Here is a 26170-nt window from a genome sequence, read left to right on the forward strand (position 1 = left end):
AAATGCCCCCGGAGCGGCCTCAGTTGCCCCCGGGCAGGGCCCTCGCGAGGACCGCGTCCACGTCCGCGGCGTCGGGCAGCGTGCCGAACGCGTGCCCCCAGTCGCCGCCGAGCCGGGTCGCGCAGAACGCGTCGGCGACCGCCGGCGGGGCGTACCGGACGAGGAGGGAGGCCTGGAGCGTCAGGGCCATGTGCTCCACCAGGCGCCGCGCACCCGCCTCGGACGCCGTGGCCAACAGGTCCTTCAGGCGGGCCACGGCCGAGTCCAGGCGGGCGTCCGCACCCTGGGCCAGGGCGAGTTCGCCGAACAGCGCCTGGGCGGTGTCCGCATCGCGGCGCAACGCCCGCAGCACGTCGAGGGCGTTGACGTTCCCGGAGCCCTCCCAGATCGACAGCAGGGGAGCCTCCCGGTAGTGCCGGGGCATGCCCGAGTCCTCCACGTAGCCGTTCCCGCCGAGGCATTCCAGGGCCTCCGCGGTGAAGGCCGGACCCCGTTTGGTGACCCAGTACTTGCCGACCGCGGTGGCGATACGGCGGAAGGCCTGCTCGCCGGCGTCCCCGCGCACGGCCCGGTCCGCGGCGCCCGCGAGCCGGAGCGTGAGGGTGGTGGCGGCCTCGGACTCCAGCGCCAGGTCGGCCAGGACGTTGCGCATCAGCGGCTGGTCGATCAGCCGGGCGCCGAACGCGCTGCGGTGCCGGGCGTGATGCCCCGCCTCCACCAGCGTCTTCCGCATCAGGGTCGCCGACATCATCACGCAGTCGAGACGCGTGCAGTTGACCATCTCGATGATCGTCTTGACGCCCTGCCCCTCGGGGCCGACCAGCCAGGCCACGGTCGCGTCGAACTCGGGCTCGGAGGAGGCGTTCGACCGGTTGCCGAGCTTGTCCTTGAGGCGCTGGATGCGGAAGGTGTTGCGGCTGCCGTCCGGCAGGATCCGCGGCACCAGGAAGCACGACAGCCCGCCGGGCGCCTGCGCCAGCACCAGGAACACGTCGCACATCGGCGCCGACGTGAACCACTTGTGCCCGCGCAGCGTGTACACCCCGGGCTCCGCCGTGGGCGTGGCCGTCGTGGTGTTGGTGCGGACGTCGGAGCCGCCCTGCTTCTCGGTCATCCCCATGCCGGCGAGCAGGCCCCGCTTCTCGGTCGGCACCCTGAGCTCCGGCTCGTACTCCCGGCCGGTCAGCAGGGGTTCGTAGACCTTCGCCAGGTGCGGTTCCCGGCGCAGCGCGGGGATCGCCGCGTACGTCATCGACGTGGGACAGCCGTGGCCCGCGTCCGTGTGGCCCCACACCAGGCCACCCGCCGTGCGCGCGACATGGGCGCCGGTACGGTCCTGCGCCCACGGTGCGCCGGCCAGGCCCTCCGCGACGGCGGTCCGCATCAGGTGGTGCCAGCTCGGGTGGAAGTCGACCTCGTCGACCCGGTTGCCGTACCGGTCGTGCGTGCGCAGCACCGGCTCGTGCCGATTGGCCAGATCCGCCCACTCCTGGGCCTCGGCACTGCCGGCCCGCAGTCCGAGCCGCCGTATCCCCTCCTCGGCCCAGCCGGCACCCTCACGGCGCAGCCCCTCCAGCAGGACGGGGTCGTCGGAGGCGTCGTACGGGGCCAGGAGAGGGGGCTGGTTGGTGACGGCGTGGGTGGCGGACTGCTCGGACGCGGGAAGGGAGACCATGGAGTCCATGTTGCACTTCCCATGCGGCTGTAGCAATGGTGCAACAAGAAGTGCGTCGTACAGTACGTGACCATGCGGAGGAACGTGTCGGAGCAGCCCGGTGAGGTCGATCTGCGGCCGCTGTCGGCCCGGTCGGTCGTGCTGAGCCTGCTGCTCGGCGCGCACCCGCCGGAGATGCCGGTCAAGGACCTGGTCCGCGCGGTGGAGCCGTTCGGCGTGGGCGGGTCCACGCTGCGTGCCGCGCTCAGCCGGATGGTGAGCGCGGGGGACCTGCGGCGCGCCGACACCGTCTACGGCCTCAGCGACCGGCTGCTCGCCCGTCAGCGCCGCCAGGACGACTCCGTGCACCCCCGCACGCGCGCGTGGAGCGGCGACTGGGAGATGGTCGTGATCACCGCGACGGGTCGCGGGCCGGCCGAGCGCGCCGAACTGCGGGCGCGGCTGACCGCCCTCCGGCTCGCCGAACTCCGCGAGGGCGTCTGGCTGCGCCCCGCCAACCTGGCCCGGCCGCTCCCGGAGGACCTGGACGGGGTCGCCCAGCGCTGCACGGCCCGCCCGGCAGGTTCCGGCCCCGAGCTGGCGGCCGCGCTGTGGCCCCTCGACGACTGGGCGGCGAACTCCCGGGCACTGCTCGCCCACGTCGCCCGCGCGGATCGACCCGCGGACCGGCTCACCGGCTTCGCGGCGGTCGTACGCCATCTGCTGACCGATCCGGTGCTGCCGCGCGAGCTGCTGCCTCCCCACTGGCCGGGCGCGGACCTGCGCTCCGCGTACGCGGCTTACCAGCGGGAGCTGGCGGACACGGTCCCCCAGGAGCGACTGCGCACATGACACGGCGGCCGCGCGGAGCGCCCTGCGGGGACGCTCCGTACGGCCGCCTTCACCTGCCGAGCGGCTACTTGTAGGTGATGTCGGATGTCGCGTACTTGCAGTAAGTACTGTCGGGTCCGGAGCCGTTCGTGGTCGGCTCCTTGCCCGTGTTGTTCCCGATGTACTTCTGGCACGGCACGATCTTCTTGCTGGAGTCGCCCACGATCGTGATCTTCTTCAGGGTCGCGCTGTCGCCGTAGTTGGTGTTGATGCCGACGAGCTTGTTGCCCGAGTAGGTCGCCTCGATGGTGTTGAGGTTGATCGTCCGCTTGTACTGCGTCGAGCAGTTGCCGCAGGAGCGCACGAAGGTGCCGAAGTTCTGCACCGCGAAGTTGGAGATGTTCAGCGTGCCGGCGCCGTTGAACTGGAACACCTTGTCGCTGGCCGACCGCGCGCCACCGCCGGATACGGTGTACACGTTCGACGACGAGGAGCCCCGGAAGGTCGCCGCGTCCTCGCCGACGTCCTCCCACCACACGTTCTGCAGCGTGCAGCTTCCCGCGCAGTGGATGCCGTCGGCGGCGGGGGCGCCGATGATCACGTTCTTCAGGACGGTGCCGGCGGCCAGGTTCAGGATCGGCCCCTGGTCCTCGTCCTGGCTGTCGCTGCCCAGGTCGCCCGAGCCGTACAGGCGCTTCATCCCGTAGTCCTTGGTGCCGGACAGCTCGATGGTCGAGGAGACCGCCTGGCTGCCGTTGGCGGTGGGCCAGGTGGCCGCGCTCGCCGTCGGCGCATTGACGGTCATGATCATGCCAACCGAGAGGCCGAGAGCGGCCGCGGCGCCGGTCAGCGCACGCGTACGCGCGCGTGGACGTGCCGAAGAAGTCATGTCCCGGTTCCTTCTTCCGTGTCGGGGGGTGGACGTGTGGGGGGTCAGATCTTTCCGGCGCCCGCGCCGCCGGTCACCGAGGTGACGACGGAGGAGGCGGGCTCGGCGGTGTAGCTGTACGGAGCGGTGGTGAAGGTGCCGACCCGGGAGACCTCGGTTGCAGCTCCGCCGAGGTCGTTGCCGCGGAGGTTGGCGTAACCGTCCACGTCACTGCTCCGGTTCGTGGTGACAGCGACTCCGGTACTGCGGAAGACGTTGTTCTCCACGAGCATCTGGGCGCCCATGCGCGAGTGCACCGCGGTCTCGGCGCCGACGACGTAGTTGTCGTAGAAGTGCCCGGTGCCGAAACGCAGGCTGGGGATGCGCGAGTTGACGTTGTTGAACCAGTTGTGGTGGTACGTCACCTTCAAGTGCCCGGTGTCCTCGCTCGCGTTGTTGTCGCTGTGGCCGACGAGCGAGCCCTTGAAGTGGTCCTTGAAGGTGTTCCAGGACACCGTGACGTTGTCCGAGCCGTGGTTGATGTCCAGCAGCCCGTCGTAGTAGTCCTTGTCGTGATCGCGGTCCGCCGAGAAGGAGTTGTGGTCGATCCACACCTTCGTCGAGGCCTGCACCTCGATGCCGTCGGCCGGTGCGAGCGGCTTGCTGATGTTCAGGTTGCGGACCACGACGTTCGTGACCTTCTTCAGCCGCAGCCCGCCACCGGTGAACCCGGACGACGAACCGACGCCCAGCACCGTGGTGTTGGAGCCGACGTCGACCGTGCCGCTCAGCGAGATCAGGCCGTTGACCCTGACCACCTTCGCCGTGCTGCCGGTGACGGCCGTCTTGAAGGCGCTCAGTGTGGAGACGGTGACCGCGGAGGCGCTCCCGCCGCCGGTGGTTCCGGCGCCGAAACCGATGGGGGAGGTCTCGGCGGCCCCGGCCGGCTGCGGGACGGCCAGGGCGGCCGCCGTCGCGAGCACGGCCGCACCGGCGGCCAGAGCGGATCTTTGCGCGTGTGTACGTGGGGGGCGAGTACGCATGCGGGTGCGTCCCTTCGTGGCGCCTGCCCGACGCCTGATCGGTCATGTACGTGAAATTTGTTCTCCATGTTGAACAGCGCAGGCGGTGCTGAGCCGCAATGCGCTGTCCCGGTTCAGCGGGTCGGTCACATCGCTGAACGGAACGTAGAGGGTAAGCGCTTTCTGGTCAACGCTTTGCGCAGAAGACATTCGGTCACTCGGGCGGGGGAGGGGGTGGGGCCGTGAGCGAATTCTTTCGACGCGTGGGAGCGCTTCCATGGCAGCCATGTGCATGCCACCATGCTCGCCGGACGCCTCCCTTCCGAGGGAGGGCCGAGACCGTCCGAGAGGGGTGAGGCGGTGGCGCTCCCGCGTATGCGTACGTTCGTCCGCGCTCTGGTGCTCACCGCACCCTGGCGTGGGGTGGATCGCGGCAGTCGGAGCGAGTCGTGCTCCGCTGCCGGCCGTGAGATCCCGGAGAACGCTGCCGGCCGTGACCTCCCGGAGAACGAGGAGCCGGCGCGTCCGAGGTCGCCGTGGCCGCCGGGTCCGGCCGACCTTGCTGGTCGCCAGTTCGGACCGCCGACGGTCCGGGCGGCTCGTGGATGCCGTCGGCTGACACCGGGGCGAACGACCGGCTGCGCTCGCACGACGAGGCTGTCCCGGACGGTCGGCCCGCCCGAGTTGAAGACTGTCGGCCAAGACTGTCGGCCGCGGCGCGTTGATCCGCGGAGGTGTCCACCGGGCTCTCGCGGTCATCCTTCGTCGGCCTTCGTCGGCAGAGCCACCCCTACCGGCACCCGAGTCCTGCCACTGCCGCGAGCGGCAACCTCTCCCCACCGTCCCACCCTGACCCACAGACCACCTCACCCGCCGATCCCTACGCATGAGAGGGGCAAGGACGTGTCCATCACCCCCAGGAGACCGCTGAGTTCGGTGTTGCTGGTCCTGCTGGCGTTACTCGCGGCGGCACTCTTCGCCGCCGTCCCCACCGCTTCGGCCCGCACGGAGGCCGCCGCCACGGAGGCCGCCCCCTCGGCGGTCCTCACCGAGGTCACCGGCTTCGGCGCGAATCCCAGCAATCTCCAGATGTACCTGTACCTGCCGGACAATGTCACCGCGCACCCGGCGGTCGTCGTGGCCGTGCACTACTGCACCGGCTCGGGTCCGGCCATGTACAACGGCACCGAGTGGGCCCGACTGGCCGACACCTACGGCTTCGTGGTGATCTACCCCTCGGTCACCCGGTCCAGCAAGTGCTTCGACGTGTCCTCGCCGCAGGCGCTGAAGCGCGATGGCGGCAGCGACCCCGTCGGCATCAAGTCGATGATCGACTGGACGGTGCGGACCTACTCCGCCGACACCACCAGGATCTACGCCACCGGCATCTCCTCGGGCGCGATGATGACCAATGTCCTGCTCGGCGACTACCCGGACGTGTTCGCGGCGGGCGCGGCCTTCTCCGGCGTCCCGTTCGGCTGCTTCGCCACGACCGACGGCTCCGAGTGGAACAGCGCCTGCTCGGGCGGCACCGTCACCCACACCCCGCAGCAGTGGGGCGATCTCGTCCGGGCCGCGTACCCCGGCTACACGGGCCCCCGGCCGCGCATGCAGGTGTGGCACGGCACCGAGGACGACGTGCTGCGCTATCCCAACTTCGGCGAGGAGATCAAGCAGTGGACGAACGTCCTCGGCGTCAGTCAGACACCGGCCGCCACGGACACGCCTGTCTCCGGCTGGACCCGCACCCGCTACGGCGCCACCGGTGACCGGGCCCCCGTCGAGGCGATCAGCCTCCAGGGAGTCGGCCACAACCTCTACAGCACCGGCATGGCCGCCCGCGCGCTCACCTTCTTCGGTCTCGACAGCTCGGGCCCGGCGCCCCAACCCCAGCCGGGCGCCTGCAAGGTGACGGCCACGACCAACGCCTGGAGCACCGGTCTGACGGCCTCGGTCACCCTCACCAACACCGGCACGAGCACGATCAACGGCTGGCAACTGGCCTTCACCCTCCCCGCCGGCCAGACCATCACCAACGGCTGGGGCGCCACGTACAGCCCGTCCTCCGGCGCGGTGACGGCGACGAACGCGAGCTACAACGGCACCGTCGCGCCGAACGCGAGCGTCAGCATCGGCTACCAGGCCGACCACGGCGGGAACAGCGCGGCGCCGGGTGCCTTCGTGCTCAACGGGAAGACCTGCACGGCCGGTTGACGGCTCACGGGCTCTCGCTGTCCTCCGGCGGGACGTTCCGGCGCAGTGCCCGGGCGTCCCGCCGGACGGCGTGCCAGGAGCGCAGCAGACCCCGCACCTGGTCGAGCAGTCCGGTGAGCACGTACAGGAACACGGACACTGCGCTCGCCGCGCCCAGGATGTCCAGGACGATCCGCGACTCCATGCTCGGGGCCTCCTCCGAGAGGGAGGGCGGTCGAACCGAGCGCGAGCCGCAGGCAGGATGGCAGGTGTCTCAGGCCGACCACCCGGTACCGACGGTGATCAACTGAGGCCCTGCCGGCGTGCAGGCCGCGTGTGAAGTTGTCGCGATTGACGCGCCGCCGATCCGTTCGGCGGACGCGCCCGAAAGGGACGCCGGACCCATTCCCGTCGCAGTCGGCGAGCCGACCGTGCGCAGGGAGCCTACTTCTCGCGTCCCCCGCGCCGAAGGCCTTTCGGGAAACAGGGCTCAGACCGACCGGTGGTACTGGTCCGGCACATGCACGTCCCCGCCCAGCTCCCGGGCCGCGAGCCGCGCCCAGGACGGGTTGCGGAGCAGTTCGCGGCCCAGCAGCACCGCGTCCGCCTCGCCGTTGGAGAGGATCTTCTCGGCCTGCTCGACCTCGGTGATCAGGCCGACCGCGGCGACCGGGAGGTCGGTCTCCGCCTTGACGCGGGCGGCGAAGGGGACCTGGTAGCCGGGGCCGAGGGGGATGCGGACGCCCGCCGCGTTGCCGCCGGTGGAGACGTCGAGGAGGTCGATGCCGTGGGCCCGCAGGTCGTGGGCGAAGCGGACGGTGTCGTCCGGGGTCCAGCCGTCCTCCTCCAGCCAGTCGGTCGCCGAGATGCGGAAGAAGAGGGGCTTGTCGTCGGGCCACACCTCACGGACCGCGTCGACGACCTCCAGCGCGAAGCGGGTGCGGTTCTCGTACGAGCCGCCGTACTCGTCGGTGCGCCGGTTGCTGTGCGGGGAGAGGAAGTTGCCGATCAGATAGCCGTGGGCGCCGTGGATCTCGGCGACTTCGAAGCCGGCGGCGAGAGCACGCCGGGCCGCGTCGGCGAACTGCCCGACCACCTTGCTGATCTGATCCGTTGTCAGCTCCGTAGGGACGGGGTGCCGCTCGTCGAAGGCGAGCGGGCTCGGGCCGAGCGGCTGCCAGCCCAGTGCGTCCGGGGGGAGCGGCGCGCCGCCCTTCCAGGGCTGGTCGGTGGCGGCCTTGCGGCCGGCGTGGGCGAGCTGGATGCCCGGGACGGTGCCCTGGGCGGCCAGGAAGCCGGTGATGCGGCGGAACGCCTCGACCTGGGTGTCGTTCCAGATGCCGAGGTCGTAGGGGGAGATGCGGCCCTCGGGGCTGATGCCGGTCGCCTCGACGATGATCAGGCCGGTGCCGCCGGCCGCGCGTGCCGCGTAGTGCGCGAAGTGCCAGTCGTTCGGGGCGCCGATCCCGGGGCCGTCCGGAGCGGCCGAGTACTGGCACATCGGCGGCATCCACACCCGGTTCGGGATCGTCACGTCGCGCAGGGTGAAGGGCTCGAAGAGTGCGCTCACGGCGGGCTCCATTTCGTCACGGGACCGGTGGTGGTCGACTCGTACGATAGGCATCGTAGTACGTCGGATGTCAAACTACGAAGGGTCTCGTACAATAGGGCTCCCGAGGCCGGTCCCCGAGTCCGCACGGCCCCCGGGACACCTGGAGAAGTGGAGCCGCCGTGACCTCCCCCGCCATCAGCAGTCGTGCCCTTCCGCACCCCGAGCGCGGCGAGATCCGGCTGGAGGGCATCCTGCACGCCCTCTCCGACCCGATGCGCCTGCAGATCGTGCGCGAGCTCGCCGCGGTCGGCGACGAGCTCTCCTGCTCGCACTTCGACCTGCCCGTCACCAAGTCGACGACCACCCACCACTTCCGGGTGCTGCGCGAGAGCGGGGTGATCCGGCAGATCTACCGGGGCACGGCCAAGATGAACGGCCTGCGCCGGGACGAGCTGGACGGGCTCTTCCCGGGCCTTCTAGACGCCCTCCTGGACGCCGCCGCCCGCCAGGCCGTCCGGAGCGGGAGCGACTGAACTGCCCTCCGCCGGAAGGTGGTTGGCTGGAGAGCAGGTTGCCTGTCAGGGGTGTGCCGACGCGGATTCCCCCGCGGCGGGCCGCCTGCTCTCCCTCGCCCTAGGGGGCGTGTCCGCGCACCGCGTCCATCAGGGACTGCCAGTCCGGCAGCTTCACCACGCCACGGCCCAGGGACGCGCCGAGGTCGACCTCCGCCCGCTCGATGGCGCACCAGCCCGCCCACTCCACCGGTTCGAGTCCCGCTGCCCGCAGGGCGTCGAGCGGGTCCTCGCGCCGTTCTTCGCGTGCGAGCGTGGGCGCGTCCTCGAGGAGCGAAGTCACCGTCTCCTTGGCGTCCGGGCGGTTGGTGCCGATCACTCCGGTCGGACCGCGCTTGATCCAGCCGGCCACGTACTCTCCGGGGACGGGGGAACCGCCGCGCACCACACGGCCGTCGACGTGGGGCACCGTGCCGCTCTCCGCGTCGAACGGCAGCCCCGGCACCGGCATGCCCCGGTAGCCCACCGATCGCAGCACCAACTGGGCCTCGATCTCCTCGAACTCACCGGTGCCGCGCACACCGCCGTGCCCGTCCGGCAGCGTCCGCTCGAAACGGACCGCGCCCACCCGACCGCCGTCGGCGAGGACTTCGACGGGACGCAGGAAGAAGCGCAACGCGATCCTGCGGGCGGACGGCCGTGCCCCGGCCGCCGCCCAGCCGCGCAGCACCTCCACGTTCCGGCGCTGCGGCGCGGGCAGGGGAGCGGGGTCGAGGTACGCCGGATCCAGCGCCAACTCATCTGCCCGGACGGTCACTTCGGTGTCCGGAAGCGACCCCAGCTCGCGCAGCTCCTTCGTGGTGAAACGGGCCTGGGAGGGGCCCCGCCGCCCCACCATGTGGACCTCGGTCACCCGGCTGGCCGCCAACGCGGTGAGCGCCGGATGCGGGATGTCGGTGGGGCTGAGCTCGGTCGTCCCGCGCGCCAGCATCCGCGTCACGTCGACGGCGACGTTGCCCACCCCGATGACCACCGCCGACCGGGCGCCGACCACGAAACCGTCGGCCCGGGAGTCGGGGTGCGCGCTGTACCAGGACACGAACTCCGTCGCCGACCAGCTCCCCGGCAGTTCCTCGCCCGGGATCCCGAGATGCCGGTCGGTGGCGGCGCCCACGCAGTACACGACGGCGTGGTACAGCTCGCGCAGCCGCGCGGCCGGCACCCCGCCGGGGCCGATCTCGACACCGCCGACGAACCGCACCCGCTCGTGCTCCAGGATCGTCCGCAGGTTGTTCTGGAGCGATTTGATCTTCTCGTGGTCCGGTGCCACCCCGTAGCGCACCAGGCCGTACGGGCACGGCAGCCGGTCCAGGACGTCCACGAGCACCTCGGGGTCCTGCTGGACGAGGCCCTGGGCGGTGTAGCACCCGCTGGGCCCGGAGCCGACGACGGCGACACGCAGCACGGCGGAACTCCCTACGAGAGGAGTCGCTGACACCTTCAGGATCGCACCGCGCGTGCTGCTCTGACAGGGTGCCGGAAGGACCTGCGCGTGCGTGTCCGGCCACAGCGGGTGTGATCATGCGGTTACGTTGCGTGTGTGCTAGAAGCATCCTTTCTTAATCTTTCTGATCGTTGTCCGACGGACGGCAGCGTGTCCGTGTGGCCCGCGTGGGAAGTGCGGGAGGACGGGAGCGCGACGGCCTGGTTCCAGGTCCGGCTGGTCTTCCCCGACGGCGCCCGGGTGGACGTCCTCGCGGTGGTGGCCGAGGACGGTGTCTCCCTGGAGGACGTGCGGGCCCAGCCCGCCCTCTCGCTCGACGACCTGGGCGCGCTCGCGGACTGGATCGAGGAGCCGCTCTTCGAAGCGTGCGGCCGCAGGTCCGGGGCGGACGCCGGAGGCGAGGCGGGGGCGGCGCGTCGTGCCCGGCCGGCCTGGCCCCGTGGGATCGAGGGGCGGTGGCTGATCGCGCAGGAGTACCGCGCCGCCCAGGAGGACGGTGTCGACCCGGTCCTCGCCGTGATGTGCGCGACCGGGCACAGCCGCCGCAAGTCGCTCAGGCTCATCTCCCAGGCCCGCGACGCGGGCTTCCTGACACCGCGTCACGCGCGGCGCTGACCGCACCGGTCGAGCCGGCCGGGACGCTCAGAGCATGTCCCGCATGCGGTTGATCTCGCTGGTCTGCTGGGCCACCACGTCGTCCGCCATCTCCTCGATGCGGATGTTGTTGCCCTGGCCCTTCACGTCCGTCGCCATGGTGATCGCCCCCTCGTGATGGGTGATCATCAGGGTGAGGAAGAGCTCGTCGAAGGCCTTCCCCTTCGCCGCCCGCAGCTTCTCGAGCTGCGCCTCCGTCGCCATGCCCGGCATCGAGGCATGCGCGTGGCCGTCGCTCTTCTCGGACTGGCCGTGCTCCTTCAGCCAGGCCCGCATCGCTTCGATCTCCGGACCCTGCGCGGCCGAGATCCGCTCGGCGAGGGCCTTGAGCTTCGCCGACTCGGCTCGCTGCGGGGCCAGTTCGGTCAGCTCCAGCGCCTGGGCGTGGTGCGCGATCATCATGCGGGCGTACGAGACGTCCGCCGAGTTGGGGGTGTCGTCGTCGGCCCGCTGCTCCTCGGCGTCCTGGGCGGACAGCGTGCGGTTCGCCTGGCCGGGCTTGCCGGGTGCCAGCACCGAAGGCCCGCTCGCCGGGGCGGACTTGGGATCCCCGCCGGAGTCGCAGCCCCCGAGGGCCAGGACGGCCAGGGCGGCCAGGGTGGCCGTCACGTACGGCGCGTGGCGGAAAAGCACAGTGGTCACCCGTGGTCCCTTCATGACGAGTTCGTTGCCCCCTATTGATCTGTGCATGGTGAAGACGATACTGCGGTGACGCGTGAACCGTTCCACATGAACGGCACAGGGAGGAAAACAGTGATCCTGTTGAGAGAGTCCCGAACCCGGCACAGACGACTGGGAGTTGCCGCGGCCGCCGCGGGCCTCCTGGCCGCACTGCTCACCGCCGGTCCCGCCGTCGCGACCCCCGACCCCGGGGACGGCCCGACGAACGGCAAGGGCGTGTCCAAGAGCACCGAGGCCGAGGTGAAGACCGCGATCGCCGACGGCGAGATACCCGGACAGGACGAGATCGTCCACTCCGACAACATCGAGCACCTCGTCAACATCCCCAAGGACGCACTGCCCGGCACCAATTCGGACCTGGCCTTCCAGGGCAGGTACGCCTTCTCCGGGAACTACGACGGTTTCCGCATCTTCGACATCAGCAACCCGAGGGCGCCGAAGACGATCGCCCAGGTGCTGTGCCCGGGCTCGCAGAACGACATCTCCGTCTCCGGGAACCTGCTGTTCCTCTCCACCGACTCCTCGCGCAGTGACAGCAGTTGCAACAGCACCACCCAGCCCGCGACCGAGAAGTCGTCGTGGGAGGGCATGAAGGTCTTCGACATCAGCGACAAGAGGAACCCGAAGTACGTCGCCGCCGTCGAGACCGCCTGCGGCTCGCACACCCACACGCTGGTGCCCGAGCGCCGGAACGTCTACATCTACGTCTCCTCGTACTCGCCGAACGCCACCTACCCCGACTGCCAGCCGCCGCACGACGGCATCTCCGTCATCAAGGTGCCGCGCAACGCCCCCGAGAAGGCGGCGGTCGTCAGCTTCCCGGTGCTCTTCCCGGGCGAGGGCCCCGACGGCGGCGGCAACCCCGGCTCACCCACCAACCCGGGCGTCTCCAAGACCACCGGCTGCCACGACATCACGGTGCTCCCGGACGAGGACCTGGCGGCGGGCGCCTGCATGGGTGACGGCATCCTGTTCTCCATCAAGGACCCGGAGAACCCGAAGGTCATCGACCGGGTGCAGGACAACGTGAACTTCGCGTTCTGGCACTCGGCGACCTTCAACCAGAGGGCGAACAAGGTCGTCTTCACCGACGAGCTCGGTGGGGGCGGTGCGGCCACCTGCAACGCGGCGATCGGTCCGAACCGCGGCGCCGACGGCATCTACGACATCGTCGGCAAGGGTGACAAGCGCAAGCTCGTCTTCCGCGGCTACTTCAAGATCCCCCGCCACCAGGCCGACACCGAGAACTGTGTCGCGCACAACGGCTCGCTGATCCCCGTCAAGGGCAAGGACATCATGGTCCAGGCCTGGTACCAGGGCGGCGTCTCCGTCTGGGACTTCACGAACTCCGCGAAGCCCAAGGAGATCGCCTACTTCGAGCGCGGCCCGCTGAGCACCACCACCATGCAGACCGGCGGAGCGTGGTCGGCGTACTACTACAACGGCTACATCTACTCCAACGACATCGCCAAGGGCTTCGACGTGCTGAAGCTCAGCGACAGGCGGACGGATCCGGCCAGGAAGGTGCGGCTCGGCGAGCTCAACGTCCAGACGCAGCCGGACTACTTCGACTGATCCCCGGCCTCCGGGCCCGTGTCGAAGAACCGCGACGGATCCCTGTCGCACGTCCCGTCGGGCGCCTCGGCGTCCGGCGGGACCCCCTGCTCCCAGTCGAGCCGGTAGCGCGTGAACAACTCGGCCCGCAGGGTCGCGAGCGGCATCGGGACGTTCGGTACGACCATCGCGTAGACCGCGCCCATGAGCTGTGAGCGCAGCATCGGGTAGTCGGTCTCGACCGACTGTGAACCGTGCCGTTCCATCGTGTCCCGCAGCAGTTCGGCCAGGCGCTGCTGTTCCGGGCACTCCACGAAGCCCTCGGTGTCCAGCAGGCCCGCCATGTGCTGGCGCATCAGCACGGTCCGGTCCCGGGCCAGGCCCAGGACCGCGTCGATGGCGCGGGCCATCCGCTCCCGGCCGTCCTCGGTGCACGGCTCGCGCTCCAGCGCCTCCTGCAGCGTGCGGTGCATGAGCCGGTGCACGGCGGACTGCACGAGCTGGCGCTTGCCGGGGAAGTAGTACGACACCAGACCGCGCGCCGAACCGGCCCGGTCCGCGATGTCGCCGAGGGTCGTGGACTCGTAACCGCGCTCGGAGACCAGCTCCAGCGCCGCCTGCAGGAGCCGCTCCCGGGAACGGCGGCGCAGCTCTTCGTTAACCGAGGCGCTGCGCGGGGACATGCTGTAACTCCTGCGTTGACTGGCTATCAGCCAACTATACTCAGTGAGACCCGGACCGGCCCGGAAAAGGCCTGGTCGGGGCTGCCGCCTGCTCTGGGCGACGCGGGGGATCGTCCAGGGTGGGCGAGCATACGCCCCGATGGTGTCCTCAGGCGACGACCTGACGGGGTGACCACCCCGTTTTCGGACACTTTCCGGTGGGAATCGCGGCGGCCCGAGCCGGGTGTCACCTCACCAGATCGAGAACGGTCCGCAGCGCGTCGGGCCGCTGTGCGGCCGGCAGATGATCCACGAAGTGCACCCCGCAGCCGAGGGCCGCCGCGCCGCCGTCCGCCCGCCGGTCGTCACCGACCATCAGGACGTCCCGGGGCGCCACCCCGAGTGCCGTGCAGGCGGTCGTGAACAGCCGGGGGTCCGGCTTCTGGACACCGTGCTCGTACGACAGCACGTACGCGTCGACGTACGGATCGAGCCCGTGCGCGCGGAAGACGGGACGCAGGTCCCAGCCGATGTTGCTGACCACGCCCACCTTGGTCCCGCGCTCCCGGAGCGCGCGCAGCACCTCGGCGGCGTCGGGGTAGGGCTGCCAGGCGGTCGGCAGCATGTGCCGGTCGTACAGCGCGTCGTGCAGGGCGGGGTCCGGCAGCGTCACGAGCCGTGACAGCCCGGTGTACGCGGCCCGGTGCAGCTCGGCGCTCTCGTCCCGGACGCCCCACACGGCCGCGAGCTCGTCCGGCATCGGCACCCGGGGCGCGACCCCGCCGGGCAGTGCCCCCACGCTCTCCAGCTCCCGCACGGCCCGCGTCAACTCGGCCTCGTCGAGGGTGATTCCGGCCTCGTCGAGGACGGCCCTCAGCCAGGAGTCGGTGGACTCGATGCGGAAGAGGGTGCCCGAGAAGTCGAACAGGACGGCAGTCATGCGGTGATCCTACGGGCCGGGATCTCCCGCGTGAGCGCGAGGTCGGGCAGGTCCGGGCAGGTCAGGGCCGTACCGCTGGTGCACCAGCACGGCCAGGGACACGAGCGTCGCGCCGAGGAGCCAGCCGCCGATGACGTCGGAGGGCCAGTGGACGCCCAGCCAGACGCGGGTGAGGCCCACGCCCACGACGGAGATCACGGCGACTGCCAGTGCCGTGGACCACAGCGCGCGGCCGACACCGTGGCGGTGGAGGAGCCACAGCAGGAGACCGCACACGACCGTCGCCGTCAGTGCGTGGCCCGACGGGTAGGCCGCGAAGTGCGCGCTGTCGACGGGGTCCGGCCAGACGGGGCGCTCGCGGCCGACCGCGGACTTCATGACCTGCTGGACCAGTGTGCCCAGCGCACATGTGACCACCAGCCATGCGGCGAGCCAGCGGGCATTGCGCCGCCACACCAGCCAGACCGCCGCGACCGCAGCGAGGAGGCGCATCGCCCACGGGTCCCAGACCCAGTCCGTGAGGATGCGGAAGGCATGGGTGAGCCCCGGCTCGTCGACCGCCCAGCGGTGGGTGGTGTCGGCGATGTCGCCGTCCACGTCGAGGAGTGGATGCCACTTGGCCACGACCAGGACGAGCAGCAGCACCGAGCACAGGGCGAGGACACCGGTCGCGCGGGCGGCGGTCCGGTGCTCCGGCGGACGGGGCGGGGAGTCGACGGACGGGGTGTGCATACTGCGATCCTCGCCGACCGGTGTGGTGTGAGGCGAATCCCGGGACGGGACGGGCCGATCGGTCCTTGCCGGGTTCCCCGTCGCCCGCGCGTCCATGCCTGCGTCGGGACGCCACCCGCGACTCCAGGCGGGCCGATGCGGGGCGCCGTACGAAAATGACGCCGGGCGCCTGACCGGCGTTTTGCCGGGTGCCGTACGGGAGTTGCGCCGTCAAGCAGGCCCGTGCCCTAGCCGGCGCCGACCGTGCACGTCAGAGCGTCAGCAGCATGGCCACCATCGCGATGCCCATCGACAACCGGCACACCCGCGAGAGTTCGGGACGGTCGCCCCAGCCGACGGTGCCGCCCCCGGCGGTCACCGGTATCAGGCGGGCGCCCGACAGCAGGACGTAGCCCGCGAAGTAGAGAAGCAGCAGGCCCGTCACCGCGGGCACGCCCGCGCCCCCGTGGTGTCCGGGGGAGGCCGCCATCACCACCGCCATGTAGACCATGGCCCCCGCTCCCACCAGGTGGTGCAGATGGTGGGTGCTGGTGCGCGCCGCCCACAGCGCGCGCAGCGCCGCCCCGCCGAACACCGCCGCGCACAGCGGCCAGGCCCACGCCGGCGGCGTGAACACGGCGGCCGGTACGGCCATCGCGGCCATCCCGAAGCCCATCAGCGCCTCACCGCCCGCGGCCCGGCGCTGCTCCTCGACGCTGCTGCGCATCCGCAGCAGGCAGTACGCCCCGGTCGCCGCGCAGAGCGCGACCAGCAGCCAGCCGGGCGAAGCCGGTCCGTGCACGCCCACCTCCCCGCTCGACGGTCGGTCAAAAAATGCCCGGGCCATGCGGCGCGCAATCGAGCGCAAGGGTGTACGCGGGGAGCGTGCGGCGGAGCACAGCAGGTCAGAGGGGCGCTCCAGCTATCGTTTACGAGTAAAACACCTGCTAAGGTGTTGAGCATGAGCAGTGTGACCTCCCGCCCCGACACCCCGCGCGCCCGCCGTCTCCCGCTGGCCGGCGTGCTGCGCCTCGGCAGGCCCTCCGACATCTGGTTCAAGCCCGCCGTGAGCGTGGTGGTCGCGGTCGCCCCGCCCAACCTCACCCTGCTCGCCCTCGGCCGCCTCGACCTGGCGATGTACACCATGGCCGGGTCCCTGTGCGCCCTCTACGCCCACAACCGGCCCTACGCGGCCCGGGCCGGCGCCCTGGCCTGGGTGGTGCTCGGCATGGTGGCGGGTCTCGGGGCCGGTCTGGTCGCCGCCTCGCTCACGAGCAGCGCGGTGCTGCTGGTCACCGTCGGCGCGCTGATCGCCGCCGTGCAGAAGGCGCTCTGCGACGCGACCCGGGTCGGCCCGCCCGGCCACGTGGTCCTCACCTTCATCAGCTCCGCCTCCCTGTTCGTCCCGCAGACCCTCGGCCAGGTCCCCGGCCACCTCGCCCTGGCCGTCGCGACGGGCGCCTGGGCGTGGCTGGTGTGCATGGCCCCCGGCCTGCTGCGCCCGCACGGCCCGGAGCGACGGGCCACCGCCCGCGCCCTGGCCGCGGCCGCCGCGTACGCCGAGAACCCGGGCCCCCGTGCGAGCGGAACCGCGCACGCCGCCGTCCAGGCCGCCTGGCAGACCCTGCTGTCGGCCGGAGCCCGCTCCGACACCCGGCGGGCGCTGGAGCGCCTCGTCGTCCGCGCCGAGGTCGCCCTGGCCGCCCCGTCCGACGCGGACCCGGACCGCCTCCGCGCCTGGGCCCGTGAACTGCGCGGCACCGCACCGGTCCCGCAGGCGCCGGACGACGACGAACTCCTCGGCGTGGAGGCCGAACTCGCCGCCCCCGCCCACCCGGTGTGGCGCACGCTCGCCCCGATCGCCGTACGCACCGCCCTGGGCTGCGCCCTCGCCGGCTACGCCTCCCTGGCGCTCGGCGTCGGCCGCCCCTACTGGGCCCTGGTCACCGCGGCCTCCCTCTACCAGGCCAACGTCACCCTCACCTGGAGCCGGGGCGTCCAGCGGGTCGTCGGCAACCTCCTCGGTGTGCTGGTGTTCGCCGCCGTCGTCCCCCTCGCCCACCTCGGGCCCGCCGCGCTCGTGCTGAGCTGCCTCGCCTTCAACTTCGGCGCCGAGGCGCTCATCGCCCGCAACTACTGGCTGGGCAGCGTCTGCGTGACCCCGATGGCCCTGCTCATCACCGAGTTCGCCGGGTACCAGGAACCGGGCCGGCTGATCACCGAGCGGGTCCTGGACACCCTCGTCGGGGCGCTGGTCGGTTTCGCCGCCGCCGTGGCCGTCACCAACCGGCGCGCGGGCGACCGGGTCGAGCAGTCGCTGGCCGCCGTGGAGCGCGCCCGGGAGCGCACCGCCCGCCTCCTGGCCGAGCCGCATCTCGCCCCCGGCGCCCTGGACTCGGCCCGCCGCGCCCTCGCCACCGCCCTGGTCGACCTGCGGGCCACCGTGGAGGCCGCGTCCGGCGAATGGTGGCAGCGTGCCCTGCCCCAGGAGAGGGTCGTGCGCGCCGAGCAGGCCGCACACCGTACGCTCGCGGCGACGATCCGGCACCACAGAGCGGAGGGCGCACGCCCATGACGGCACCGAACGGACGACCCGCGGACCCGACGAGGCACGACACCGTCGCCGCCGTCGTCCGGCAGTGGCAGACCGTCCACCCGGGCCTCGACACCGGACCCATGGAGATCATCGGCCGCGTCAACCGCTGTGCCGCCCTCCTCCAGCAGGCCGAGGACGCCCCGCTGCGCCGGGCCGGGCTCAGCCGCCCCGAGTTCGACCTGCTCGGCGCGCTGCGCCGCACCGGTCACGAGCTCACCCCCGGTGACCTCGCCCGCGAGACCTTCTCCTCCGGGGCCGCCGTCACCAAGCGCCTCAAGCAGCTCACCGAACGGGGCCTGGTGGAGCGCCGCGGCGACACCCGCGACCGGCGCGTCGCCCACGTCCGGCTCACCGAGGCCGGCCGCGAGCTGGTCGACGGCATCCTGCCGGAGCAACTGGCGTACGAGACGGCCGTGCTGTCCGTCCTGCCCCCCGAGGCCCGCGACGAGCTCGCCGCCGGGCTGGGGGAGCTGCTCGCCCGGCTGGAGGGCACCCTGGGCGTGCTGCGCGCCTGACCCCTCCGACCTGCGGTTTCGCAAGTTTCGAAGCCCGCTGCCTGTTGACGCGGTCCCCCCGCGCTTCCTACGTTCGTGCAGGTCGGTGCGGATCATCGACGGTCGTACGGAGTGTCGAACGAAGGATGGATGCCGTGGCAGCCGAAGGCCCCGCCCGCGAGAAGCTCACCATCGACCTCGGCACCGGGACCGGCCCCTTCCACGGGGGAGCGAGCGGCACGCTCTACGGCCTCTACGGCGACGGCGTGCCCAGCCGGGTGGTGGTCGAGGGCATGTACCCGCGGACGGTGACGACCAAGGCCCAGGACGGCACCCAGCATCCCGGCGGCGACGCCCTGGAGATCCTGCCGCCGTTCGTCGCCGCGGGCGGCAGGGACGTCTACGTCTACCTGCCCGACTTCTACCGGGGATTCCCGTACGAGTGGCCGGGCGCCACCGGCGAGGAGCGGCTCGCCGGGCACCTGGACGTGATCCGCCGCCAGGTCGAACTCGGGCTGACCATGGGGGAGTTGCGGTCCCACCTCGTGTACGTGCCGTTCAACGAGCCCGAGGGCAACATGTTCGGCGAGGGGGAGTGGAGCTCCGACGGGGTCTCCTGGCGGACCGAGCCCGGGCCCTGGTTCGCCGCCTGGGAAGCCGCCCACCGCCTCATCAAGGCCCTCGACCCGGACGCCCGGGTGGCCGGCCCCAACACCAGCGAGCTGTACTCCGAGGTCAGGGACTTCCTGGAGTTCGCGAAGTCGCACGGCGTGCTGCCCGACATCGTCACCTGGCACGAGCTGTCCTCGCCCGCCGAGGTCCGCACCAACATCGCCAAGTACCGGTCCATGGAACGGGAGTTGGGCATCGGACCGCTGCCCGTCAACATCAACGAGTACGCGCACAACTACCACGTCTCCGTCCCCGGCCAGATGATCCAGTGGATCGCCGCGATCGAGGAGTCCAAGGTCGACGCCGACCTCGCCTACTGGAACATCGCCGGCAACCTCAACGACTCGGCGGTGGAGGCGAACAAGGCCAACGGCCAGTGGTGGCTGTACAACGCCTACGGGCAGATGACCGGCCACACTGTCCGGGTCGTCGCCCCGCACCCCAACGAGCAGTACACCCTCCAGGGCGTGGCCACCCTCGACCGGGACAAGCGCCAGGCCAGGGCGCTGTTCGGGGGTGCGGGCGGGGCGGCGGACCTGGTGTTCGAAGGCGTGGACCCGGAGGTCTTCGGCACGGTGGTGCACGTCCGTGTCACGGAGATCCCCTGGACGGGACAAGTCGGCTCCTCCGCACCGCCGTTGCGGCTCCGCGACGAGCAAATACCGGTTCAGGAGGGCATGGTGACGTTGAATCAGACCGGGCTCGACGCGATGTCCGCCTACCAGGTGATCCTCTCCCCGGGCGGCAACGCTGCCGCCGCGCTGCCGCCCGCGGTGCGCTGGATGCGGACGTACGAGGCCGAGGACGCCGCTTACACGGGCAGCGGCTACTCGAGGAACGGGCCCGAGGGATCCCCGTCCGCCGTCGACCGGTTCGCCACCTCCGGCGGCCACCACGTGAGCGGGCTGCGCACCGGCTCCGACGGGGTGCTCGCCTTCCACGTCGAGGTCCCGCAGGACGGAAGCTACGACCTCGTGGTGTTCGCGGGCTCCCACAACCTCGCCGACCCGGTGCGCGAGCAGGGCCCCACCAACGTCTTCCTGCGCGTGGACGGCAAGGACCCGCGCGAACTGCGGCTGCCGCTCGGCTACAAGCCCGCGGTGTGGGGCCACACCGACACCCGGGTGGAGCTGACCGCGGGCCGCCACCGGATCACCCTCGCGGCCCAGGACCCCGACCTCGGGGTCACCAAGGGCGACGCCGCCGTCGACAAGCTGGACGTCGTGCTGCGCGAGGAGGACGAAACCGCCCTGTACGACGCCGAGTTCGCGGACCTCGGCGGCGGGGCCCGGGTCAGCCACGCGCACCGCGGAGCCTCGGGGCCCGGAGTCGCGGTGCTCCCGCGCGGCGGCACCGTCACCTTCTGGGCGTACGCCGAGGACGACGGCGAGGCCTCCGTGACCGTCGACGTACTCGGGCCCGGAGAGGGCGAGTTGCGGGTCAACGGCGAGGAGCTCGGACGCGTCGAGCGCGGGGCCGTACCGCTCTTCCTCGCCGGGGGCGTCAACAAGGTCACGGTCACCGGGACCTCGGACCGGCTGATCGTCGACCGGCTGCGGATCGCCCCCTCGCACGGTCTGCTGCCCACCACCGTGCACGCCGCCGAGGAAGGCGTCCTGACCGGCACGGCGAGGGTCACCGGGCTCCTGTACGCCACGGGCGGCAAGGCGGTCGACGGCGTCGGGGCCGGCCCCGAGAACGCGCTCACCCTCACGGTCACCGCCGACCGAGCCGGACGCCACGCGCTGACCATCCGCTACTCCAACGGCGAGCAGCCCCCGTCCACCCACTACAACCCGGACCCGGTCTGCCGCCACGCCGACGTCTCCGTCAACGGCGCCCCCGCGCACCGCGTCCTGTTCCCCACCACCTTCAACTTCAACAACTTCTGGAACCTGTCCCTGCCGGTCACCCTGCGCCCTGGCCTCAACACGCTCACCTTCACCGCCGACCAACTCCCCGACTTCACCGGCGACACGGGCGACGCGTTCGGCCGGCGCTCCGCCCACGCCCCCGTCATCGACCAGGTCACGGTGACCCCGCTCGCCCCCGAGCGACCCCTCTAGAGCCCCTATGCCGGCGGCGCGGCCGTGGTGCGGCGCGTGACCGGCGTCGGCGAGAGCCTGATCCGGACCGAAGGACACGGCCCTCTCGTACGACGCGTCGGGGCCCGCGAACAGCGGCACGGCGTCGTACCGGCTGCCGTCCGGTACGTACCGGCTGACGAGCAGTCTGCGCTGGCTCAGCCCCGTCCGGCCGGTGCCGCCAGCTTGCGCAAGCGGCGCCAGTTCAGGCGGGGTTGGGGCGCGGGCACGCCAGGGCGCTTGCGCGGGACGCGGACGCGGAGCGCTCCGGGCGCGATCCGGCAGTGCACCGGGGTGGGCAGGACCAGGGCCTCGCCGTCGACGCCGACCTCGATCTCCGGGTGGTCGGCGTCGACGACCACCTCCCGCGCGGCCAGGACCGCGAGACCCTCCGGAGCGGGGTCGAGCAGGAGCGCCGCCGCCTCGGCCGCGCTGTCCACCCGGACGCCGAGGACGCCGAGCACCCCGGAGTCGAGCCGCTCGCGGCGGCCGAGGCCCACGGGGTCACCGGTGCGATAGGCGTTGTTGCTCACCAGCACGGCCTGCGGCCCGTCGATCGTGGTCGTTCCGACGCGCGCGGTCAGGTGCGGGCCGCGCTGCCGGGTGAGCAGATCGGGCAGCAGTTCCAGACTGGTGCCGATCTTGTCGTCGCGGTAGGCGGGACTCTGGACGACCGCCGCGTACGCCCCGAAGGAGGCGTTGTTGACGAAGGGATGGTCCGCCACGAAGCCCAGGTCCACCGGGAGTTCGACCCCGTCGGTGAGCGCGTCGAGACAGGCCGCGGGGTCGGTGCGGTCGAGGCCGAGGTCCATGGCGAAGTGGTTGCGGGTACCGGCGGAGATCACGAGGAACGGCAGGTCGTGCTCCGCGGCGACGGCGGCGACCAGCGCCTGGGTGCCGTCGCCGCCCGCGACGCCGAGCAGGTCCGCGCCCTCCGCCACGGCAGCGCGGGCCAGCGCGGTCACGTCCTGGTGCTCCTCGGGGTCGAGCAGCACGACCCGCGCGCCCAGGCGTTCGGCCTTCTCCCGCAGCCGGAACTGCTCGACCTTCCCGCCCCCGGAGCGGGGGTTCATGATCAGGAAGGCGTGTCGCACGGACCGCGCCCGGTGCTCCTTCATCCGCTTGGGGCGGCTGCCGGTGCTGCGCAGCGCGCGCCGCCCGCTCCACACGGCCACGCTCCACAGCACCGGCGACAGCAGGAGCACCCACCCGAGGGTGAGCACGAAGAGGACGAGGACGAGGGCGGGGACGAGGACCGCGAGCCCCGCCGCCAGCCAGCGCTCCGGACCGCGCCGGGTCAGCGTCCACCACACCGCGGCCGCGGTGACGGCGGCGCCCGCGAGCCCGGCGGCCAGCAGCAGAACGCCGCCGAGACCGCCGTGGGCGAGGGGGAGCAGGACCGCGAGGGCGGCCGCGGCCAGGGACGTCCTGGCCGCCCACCGCTGTCCGCGCCAGGCCGGGGCGTTCACGTCCACACTCATGTGCTCCTCCACTGCTCGACGCCCTCGGGGCCACGGCGGTCGGCGGAGCATAACCGAGTCGATGGAACGGACGACGACGCGCGGGGAGTTCGGTCAGATTCCGGGCCGGTACCGGATCGGATGGTCGGCCGGCACCTCCACCAGCACGATCGGTGTGCCGTCCGGGTCCGCCACCCACATCTCGACCAGCCCCCACGGCTCCCGCACCGGTGGCCGGACGATCTCGACGCCCTTCGCGAGCAGTTCCTCGTGCGCCGCGGTGACGTCCGCGACCTGGAGCCACAGCCGCACGTCCGCAGCCGGGGGAGCCTCGGAGCGCCCGGACAGCTCCAGGAACCCGCCGCCGAGGAAGTAGACGGTGCCCCGCTCCGGCCCCGTGCCGAACTCGCGGTACACCGCGAGGCCCAGCCGGTCGCCGTAGAAGACTCGGGAACGCTCCGGATCCGTGGGCCGCAGCAGGACGCGGCCGCTCAGTACGTGCACCATGCGGGCGAGCCTAGCCGTGGGGTTACCCTCGACCCTGCCCGAGTCGTGCCCCTGAAGTGGAGATGCGCCCCATGGAGACCACCCCCGGCCTCACCTTCCGTGACGCCACCGACGCCGACGTGGACACGCTGGTCGCGCTGGTGGAGTCGGCGTACCGCGGGGACGACAGCCGGGCCGGGTGGACCACCGAGGCGGACATCCTGGAGGGACAGCGGACGGACCCGGAGGGTGTCCTCGCGGTCATCAAGTCGCCCGACAGCAGGCTGCTGGCGGTGGAGCGGGAGGGGCAGGTCGTGGCCTGCTGCCAGCTCGAACACCGGGGCACCCACGCCTACTTCGGGATGTTCGCGGTCAGCCCCACGCTCCAGGGCGGCGGCCTCGGCAAGGTGATCATCGCGGAGGCGGAGCGGATCGCCCGGGAGACCTGGGGCGTCACCGAGATGCACATGACGGTGATCTCGGTGCGCGACGACCTCATCGCCTGGTACGAGCGGCGCGGCTACCGCCGTACGGGACGGATGACGCCCTTCCCGTACGGCGACGAGCGCTTCGGGGTGCCGCAGCGCGAGGACCTGCAGTTCGAGCTGCTGGTCAAGCCGCTGGTGTGACGTTCCTGCCGCGGTCTTCGCGGCAGACGCGGCTCAGGCCGTGAAGCGGCCGGTGCGCTTGATCTCCGGGTAGTCGGTCGTGGCGCCGTCGAGCTCCAGGGCGCGCACCAGCCGCAGATGGTCCTGGGTGTTCACCACCCAGCCGATGATCTTCAGGTCCGCCTTGCGGGCCGCCTCGACGACCTCCAGGGTCAGGCGGCGGATGTTCAGGCAGACCGTCCCCGCACCGGCCTCGACGGCGCGCTCCACGATGTCGGGGCCGAACCGGCTGCCGATCAGCGCGGTCCGTACGCCGGGCACCAGACGGCCGATCTCGGCGATCGCCTCGTCGTGGAACGAGGACACCTCGACGCGGGAGACGAGATCCCGCCGGAGCATGACCTCGGCCAGCGCCCGGGCCGCCGCGATGTCCTTGATCTCGGCCTGGAGCGGCGACCGCACCGCGTCCAGGACCTCCTCGAACACCGGGACGCGTTCGCCGCGGCCCGCGTCCAGCGCCCGCAGCTCGGTGAGGGTCTTCTCGGCGATCGCGCCGGTTCCGTCGGTCGTGCGGTCCACGTCCGTGTCGTGCATGACGACGAGGGCGCCGTCCTTGCTCAGATGCAGATCGAGTTCGATGACGTCGAGCCCGGCCTGCTGGGCGGCGACGAAGGAACGGAGGGTGTTCTCGGGTTCGGTACCCATGACTCCGCGATGACCGATGGTAAGGAAGTTCAAGGTTCAACTCGCTTCCGTCGACGGCGGCTCGGTGCAGAGCCGCAGCCTAACGGCTACGCCGCGTGATGGACCCGTGCGTACACGAGGGAACGCCGTGACAAGCGGGGGAGTGAGATCGGTTACCCAAAATCGCTGTGTTCATGGCACCCGACAGGAAAAAGTTCGGTGACCATTGGGGTGTGCAGGATAACTTCCCGAGTCCGCTCTTGCTGGACGGAAGCCCGTATGTATACGGTCTTCATACGCGAGGTTCTCCCGTGGAGGATGGGACATGACGGAAATTCTTGTGCAGGCGGCTTCGGGGGACCAGTTTCCTCCCGTGACCAGGGTGGTGGAGCACCCGGCATGGCCGGTGCTCAAGGATGCCGTGGAGCAGATCCGGCCATGGCAGTCCAAGGACGGGTCGATCGACTTCGAGGCCGAGGGCGCCCCCGCGCGTGCCGACGCCGAGGCCGCCGTACGGCGTGTCGTCGAGGCCGTGCAGGAGCTGTCGCCGCTGCTGCCGCACGACGCCGACTACCACTCCGCCCTGGCGAAGGACCTCCGGCGCTGGTCCGAGGGCGGCTTCGAGGTGCCCGACTTCCTCGACTCCCTGCTGGCCTTCCAGCCCGCCGCGAACCGTGCGGACGGCCTCCAGCACCTGGTCGTCTTCCCCATGTACACGCAGAACGGCAACCCCGACCGCAACCTGGAGGCGGTCGTGCTGCGCATGGTCTGGCCCGAGTGGCTGGCCGAGCTGGAGCGCACCCGCTACGACAACCCGCTGTTCTGCGGCATCAAGTTCGAGGACTTCACGGCCGGGTACGACACCAACTCCGCCGTGCTCTTCCCGGAGACCATCGCCGTGCGCGAGGCGCCGGAACGATTCTCCTGGGGCGGTATCTTCTGCGACCGCGAGGCCGCCCGGTTCCGCCGGGTCACCGACGCGGCCGTCGACATCCTGGGCCTCGAGCTGCCCGAGGACATCGCCGCGATGGTCCACGACCAGAAGCGCTGCGAGGAGGCCTTCGTCCTGTGGGACATGGTCCATGACCGCACCCACAGCCACGGCGACCTGCCCTTCGACCCGTTCATGATCAAGCAGCGCCAGCCGTTCTGGATGTACGGCCTCGAAGAGCTGCGCTGCGACCTCACCGCCTTCAAGGAGGCCGTGAAGCTCCAGGAGGACGGCGTCCCGCAGGCCCGTGACGTGCAGTACGCGGTCCTCTTCGACCGCATGTTCCGCTTCCCGGTCACCGGCGAGCGGGTCCGCAACTACGACGGCCTCGGTGGTCAGCTCCTCTTCGCCTACCTGCACAAGCACGACGTCGTCCGCTGGACCGACAACAAGCTGTTCATCGACTGGCAGCGCGCCCCGCAGGTCACCAACCAGCTCTGCGCCGACATCGAGCAGCTCTACCGCGACGGCATCGACCGTCCCAAGCTCGTCCACTGGTTCGCCGGCTACGAGCTCGTCTCCACCTACCTCGCCCCGCACCCGGGCTCCAAGTGGGCCAAGGGTCCCGACGCCCTCGACCTGTCCCAGCCGCCCCGGAAACTCGTGGATGACGTGCTTCCGGACGAGTTTCCGCTGAGCATGTTCTATGAGGCCCTCTCCAAGAAGCTTCGTCATGTGATCGCCTCGACCCGGGGCATCACGGCCACGAGCGCCGAGCGGGCCGCCGCGTGAGCGAGCGCGGCACCGGGAACACTGC

The 26170-nt window shown here is 71.5% G+C and carries 24 protein-coding genes; 10 read left to right on the top strand and 14 right to left on the bottom strand.

The genetic code is table 11. The features are described from left to right. Positions 1 to 19: 19 nt before the first annotated feature. Complete coding sequence (locus ACZ66S_RS22705; protein ID WP_469903329.1) at positions 20 to 1675, bottom strand: acyl-CoA dehydrogenase family protein; 1656 nt, start codon at positions 1673 to 1675, stop codon at positions 20 to 22. Between the two features lie 72 nt (positions 1676 to 1747). On the opposite strand from ACZ66S_RS22705, the gene ACZ66S_RS22710 reads away from it, so the two are divergent. Next, complete coding sequence (locus tag ACZ66S_RS22710; protein ID WP_469903330.1) at positions 1748 to 2506, top strand: PaaX family transcriptional regulator C-terminal domain-containing protein; 759 nt, start codon at positions 1748 to 1750, stop codon at positions 2504 to 2506. Between the two features lie 64 nt (positions 2507 to 2570). On the opposite strand, the gene ACZ66S_RS22715 is transcribed toward ACZ66S_RS22710, so the two are convergent. Together ACZ66S_RS22715 and ACZ66S_RS22720 are read right to left on the bottom strand one after the other, a co-directional pair. Next, complete coding sequence (locus ACZ66S_RS22715) at positions 2571 to 3374, bottom strand: pectate lyase (RefSeq protein WP_469903331.1); 804 nt, start codon at positions 3372 to 3374, stop codon at positions 2571 to 2573. A 44-nt stretch (positions 3375 to 3418) separates the two neighbouring features. After that, positions 3419 to 4396 carry a pectate lyase family protein gene (locus ACZ66S_RS22720; RefSeq protein WP_469903332.1) on the bottom strand — a complete coding sequence of 326 codons (978 nt, stop codon included), beginning with the start codon at positions 4394 to 4396 and terminating at the stop codon, positions 3419 to 3421. Positions 4397 to 5278: 882 nt separating this feature from the next. Here ACZ66S_RS22720 and ACZ66S_RS22725 point away from each other — a divergent pair. Continuing rightward, positions 5279 to 6589: an extracellular catalytic domain type 1 short-chain-length polyhydroxyalkanoate depolymerase gene (locus ACZ66S_RS22725; protein ID WP_469903333.1), complete on the top strand. Its 1311-nt coding sequence runs from the start codon at positions 5279 to 5281 to the stop codon at positions 6587 to 6589. A 4-nt stretch (positions 6590 to 6593) separates the two neighbouring features. Here the strand turns inward: ACZ66S_RS22725 and ACZ66S_RS22730 are convergent, their stop codons facing one another. Together ACZ66S_RS22730 and ACZ66S_RS22735 are read right to left on the bottom strand one after the other, a co-directional pair. Continuing rightward, the gene (locus ACZ66S_RS22730) at positions 6594 to 6773 is read right to left on the bottom strand and encodes a hypothetical protein (RefSeq protein ID WP_469903334.1); all 180 of its coding nucleotides are present in this window, start codon (positions 6771 to 6773) and stop codon (positions 6594 to 6596) included. Between the two features lie 285 nt (positions 6774 to 7058). Then, positions 7059 to 8138, bottom strand: a complete 1080-nt coding sequence (locus ACZ66S_RS22735) for an NADH:flavin oxidoreductase/NADH oxidase (RefSeq protein ID WP_469903335.1) — start codon at positions 8136 to 8138, stop codon at positions 7059 to 7061. 161 nt (positions 8139 to 8299) lie between these two features. Here ACZ66S_RS22735 and ACZ66S_RS22740 point away from each other — a divergent pair, with 161 nt between their 5' ends. Continuing rightward, positions 8300 to 8653 carry an ArsR/SmtB family transcription factor gene (locus tag ACZ66S_RS22740; protein ID WP_469903336.1) on the top strand — a complete coding sequence of 118 codons (354 nt, stop codon included), beginning with the start codon at positions 8300 to 8302 and terminating at the stop codon, positions 8651 to 8653. 100 nt (positions 8654 to 8753) lie between these two features. Here ACZ66S_RS22740 and ACZ66S_RS22745 read toward each other — a convergent pair whose 3' ends face one another. Then, complete coding sequence (locus ACZ66S_RS22745; RefSeq protein ID WP_469903337.1) at positions 8754 to 10097, bottom strand: FAD-dependent oxidoreductase; 1344 nt, start codon at positions 10095 to 10097, stop codon at positions 8754 to 8756. Positions 10098 to 10286: 189 nt separating this feature from the next. Here ACZ66S_RS22745 and ACZ66S_RS22750 point away from each other — a divergent pair, with 189 nt between their 5' ends. Beyond that, a complete protein-coding gene (locus ACZ66S_RS22750; protein WP_469903338.1) occupies positions 10287 to 10751 on the top strand; it encodes a DUF6214 family protein in 465 nt (154 codons plus the stop codon). 27 nt (positions 10752 to 10778) lie between these two features. Here the strand turns inward: ACZ66S_RS22750 and ACZ66S_RS22755 are convergent, their stop codons facing one another. Next, positions 10779 to 11447 carry a DUF305 domain-containing protein gene (locus tag ACZ66S_RS22755; RefSeq protein WP_469903490.1) on the bottom strand — a complete coding sequence of 223 codons (669 nt, stop codon included), beginning with the start codon at positions 11445 to 11447 and terminating at the stop codon, positions 10779 to 10781. A gap of 96 nt (positions 11448 to 11543) precedes the next feature. Here ACZ66S_RS22755 and ACZ66S_RS22760 point away from each other — a divergent pair, with 96 nt between their 5' ends. Beyond that, complete coding sequence (locus ACZ66S_RS22760) at positions 11544 to 13046, top strand: LVIVD repeat-containing protein (protein ID WP_469903339.1); 1503 nt, start codon at positions 11544 to 11546, stop codon at positions 13044 to 13046. Here ACZ66S_RS22760 and ACZ66S_RS22765 read toward each other — a convergent pair. From ACZ66S_RS22765 to ACZ66S_RS22780, 4 genes are all read right to left on the bottom strand, one after another. Beyond that, positions 13034 to 13708: a TetR/AcrR family transcriptional regulator gene (locus tag ACZ66S_RS22765; RefSeq protein ID WP_469903340.1), complete on the bottom strand. Its 675-nt coding sequence runs from the start codon at positions 13706 to 13708 to the stop codon at positions 13034 to 13036. The genes ACZ66S_RS22760 and ACZ66S_RS22765 overlap by 13 nt on opposite strands. Before the next feature lie 226 nt (positions 13709 to 13934). Beyond that, on the bottom strand, positions 13935 to 14627 hold the full coding sequence (locus ACZ66S_RS22770; RefSeq protein WP_469903341.1) for an HAD family hydrolase: 693 nt from the start codon (positions 14625 to 14627) through the stop codon (positions 13935 to 13937). Between the two features lie 9 nt (positions 14628 to 14636). Further along, positions 14637 to 15359, bottom strand: a complete 723-nt coding sequence (locus tag ACZ66S_RS22775) for a phosphatase PAP2 family protein (protein WP_469903342.1) — start codon at positions 15357 to 15359, stop codon at positions 14637 to 14639. 250 nt (positions 15360 to 15609) lie between these two features. Continuing rightward, positions 15610 to 16140 (bottom strand): DUF5134 domain-containing protein, encoded by a 531-nt coding sequence (locus ACZ66S_RS22780; RefSeq protein WP_469903343.1) that lies wholly within the window; start codon positions 16138 to 16140, stop codon positions 15610 to 15612. 159 nt (positions 16141 to 16299) lie between these two features. Here ACZ66S_RS22780 and ACZ66S_RS22785 point away from each other — a divergent pair, with 159 nt between their 5' ends. From ACZ66S_RS22785 to ACZ66S_RS22795, 3 genes are all read left to right on the top strand, one after another. Then, entirely contained in the window at positions 16300 to 17913 is a 1614-nt protein-coding gene (locus tag ACZ66S_RS22785) for an FUSC family protein (RefSeq protein WP_469903344.1), read from the top strand. Beyond that, complete coding sequence (locus ACZ66S_RS22790) at positions 17910 to 18449, top strand: MarR family winged helix-turn-helix transcriptional regulator (protein WP_469903345.1); 540 nt, start codon at positions 17910 to 17912, stop codon at positions 18447 to 18449. The genes ACZ66S_RS22785 and ACZ66S_RS22790 overlap by 4 nt, the downstream gene beginning before the upstream one ends. A 125-nt stretch (positions 18450 to 18574) precedes the next feature. After that, positions 18575 to 21166, top strand: coding sequence for a cellulosome protein (locus tag ACZ66S_RS22795; RefSeq protein WP_469903346.1), 2592 nt, complete (start codon positions 18575 to 18577; stop codon positions 21164 to 21166). A gap of 176 nt (positions 21167 to 21342) precedes the next feature. Here ACZ66S_RS22795 and ACZ66S_RS22800 read toward each other — a convergent pair whose 3' ends face one another. Beyond that, positions 21343 to 22665 carry a diacylglycerol/lipid kinase family protein gene (locus ACZ66S_RS22800; RefSeq protein ID WP_469903347.1) on the bottom strand — a complete coding sequence of 441 codons (1323 nt, stop codon included), beginning with the start codon at positions 22663 to 22665 and terminating at the stop codon, positions 21343 to 21345. Positions 22666 to 22758: 93 nt separating this feature from the next. Further along, positions 22759 to 23151 carry a VOC family protein gene (locus ACZ66S_RS22805; RefSeq protein ID WP_469903348.1) on the bottom strand — a complete coding sequence of 131 codons (393 nt, stop codon included), beginning with the start codon at positions 23149 to 23151 and terminating at the stop codon, positions 22759 to 22761. Between the two features lie 71 nt (positions 23152 to 23222). Here ACZ66S_RS22805 and ACZ66S_RS22810 point away from each other — a divergent pair, with 71 nt between their 5' ends. Then, positions 23223 to 23759 (top strand): GNAT family N-acetyltransferase, encoded by a 537-nt coding sequence (locus tag ACZ66S_RS22810; protein ID WP_469903349.1) that lies wholly within the window; start codon positions 23223 to 23225, stop codon positions 23757 to 23759. 33 nt (positions 23760 to 23792) lie between these two features. Here the strand turns inward: ACZ66S_RS22810 and ACZ66S_RS22815 are convergent, their stop codons facing one another. Further along, complete coding sequence (locus tag ACZ66S_RS22815) at positions 23793 to 24476, bottom strand: glycerophosphodiester phosphodiesterase (RefSeq protein WP_469903350.1); 684 nt, start codon at positions 24474 to 24476, stop codon at positions 23793 to 23795. Positions 24477 to 24747: 271 nt separating this feature from the next. Between ACZ66S_RS22815 and ACZ66S_RS22820 the strand changes: the two genes are divergently transcribed. After that, positions 24748 to 26145 (top strand): DUF6421 family protein, encoded by a 1398-nt coding sequence (locus ACZ66S_RS22820; RefSeq protein ID WP_469903351.1) that lies wholly within the window; start codon positions 24748 to 24750, stop codon positions 26143 to 26145. The last annotated feature ends 25 nt before the right edge of the window (positions 26146 to 26170 follow it).

The organism is Streptomyces sp. NPDC107471, assembly GCF_055582845.1.

Bases quoted from the DNA above. Each gene is read 5' to 3' on its own strand.
- ACZ66S_RS22705 (WP_469903329.1), bottom strand. From the start codon at position 1,675: ATGGTCTCCCTTCCCGCGTCCGAGCAGTCCGCCACCCACGCCGTCACC.
- ACZ66S_RS22710 (WP_469903330.1), top strand. From the start codon at position 1,748: ATGCGGAGGAACGTGTCGGAGCAGCCCGGTGAGGTCGATCTGCGGCCG.
- ACZ66S_RS22715 (WP_469903331.1), bottom strand. From the start codon at position 3,374: ATGACTTCTTCGGCACGTCCACGCGCGCGTACGCGTGCGCTGACCGGC.
- ACZ66S_RS22720 (WP_469903332.1), bottom strand. From the start codon at position 4,396: ATGCGTACTCGCCCCCCACGTACACACGCGCAAAGATCCGCTCTGGCC.
- ACZ66S_RS22730 (WP_469903334.1), bottom strand. From the start codon at position 6,773: ATGGAGTCGCGGATCGTCCTGGACATCCTGGGCGCGGCGAGCGCAGTG.
- ACZ66S_RS22755 (WP_469903490.1), bottom strand. From the start codon at position 11,447: ATGAAGGGACCACGGGTGACCACTGTGCTTTTCCGCCACGCGCCGTAC.
- ACZ66S_RS22765 (WP_469903340.1), bottom strand. From the start codon at position 13,708: ATGTCCCCGCGCAGCGCCTCGGTTAACGAAGAGCTGCGCCGCCGTTCC.
- ACZ66S_RS22770 (WP_469903341.1), bottom strand. From the start codon at position 14,627: ATGACTGCCGTCCTGTTCGACTTCTCGGGCACCCTCTTCCGCATCGAG.
- ACZ66S_RS22775 (WP_469903342.1), bottom strand. From the start codon at position 15,359: ATGCACACCCCGTCCGTCGACTCCCCGCCCCGTCCGCCGGAGCACCGG.
- ACZ66S_RS22785 (WP_469903344.1), top strand. From the start codon at position 16,300: ATGAGCAGTGTGACCTCCCGCCCCGACACCCCGCGCGCCCGCCGTCTC.
- ACZ66S_RS22790 (WP_469903345.1), top strand. From the start codon at position 17,910: ATGACGGCACCGAACGGACGACCCGCGGACCCGACGAGGCACGACACC.
- ACZ66S_RS22795 (WP_469903346.1), top strand. From the start codon at position 18,575: ATGGATGCCGTGGCAGCCGAAGGCCCCGCCCGCGAGAAGCTCACCATC.
- ACZ66S_RS22800 (WP_469903347.1), bottom strand. From the start codon at position 22,665: ATGAGTGTGGACGTGAACGCCCCGGCCTGGCGCGGACAGCGGTGGGCG.
- ACZ66S_RS22805 (WP_469903348.1), bottom strand. From the start codon at position 23,151: ATGGTGCACGTACTGAGCGGCCGCGTCCTGCTGCGGCCCACGGATCCG.
- ACZ66S_RS22810 (WP_469903349.1), top strand. From the start codon at position 23,223: ATGGAGACCACCCCCGGCCTCACCTTCCGTGACGCCACCGACGCCGAC.
- ACZ66S_RS22820 (WP_469903351.1), top strand. From the start codon at position 24,748: ATGACGGAAATTCTTGTGCAGGCGGCTTCGGGGGACCAGTTTCCTCCC.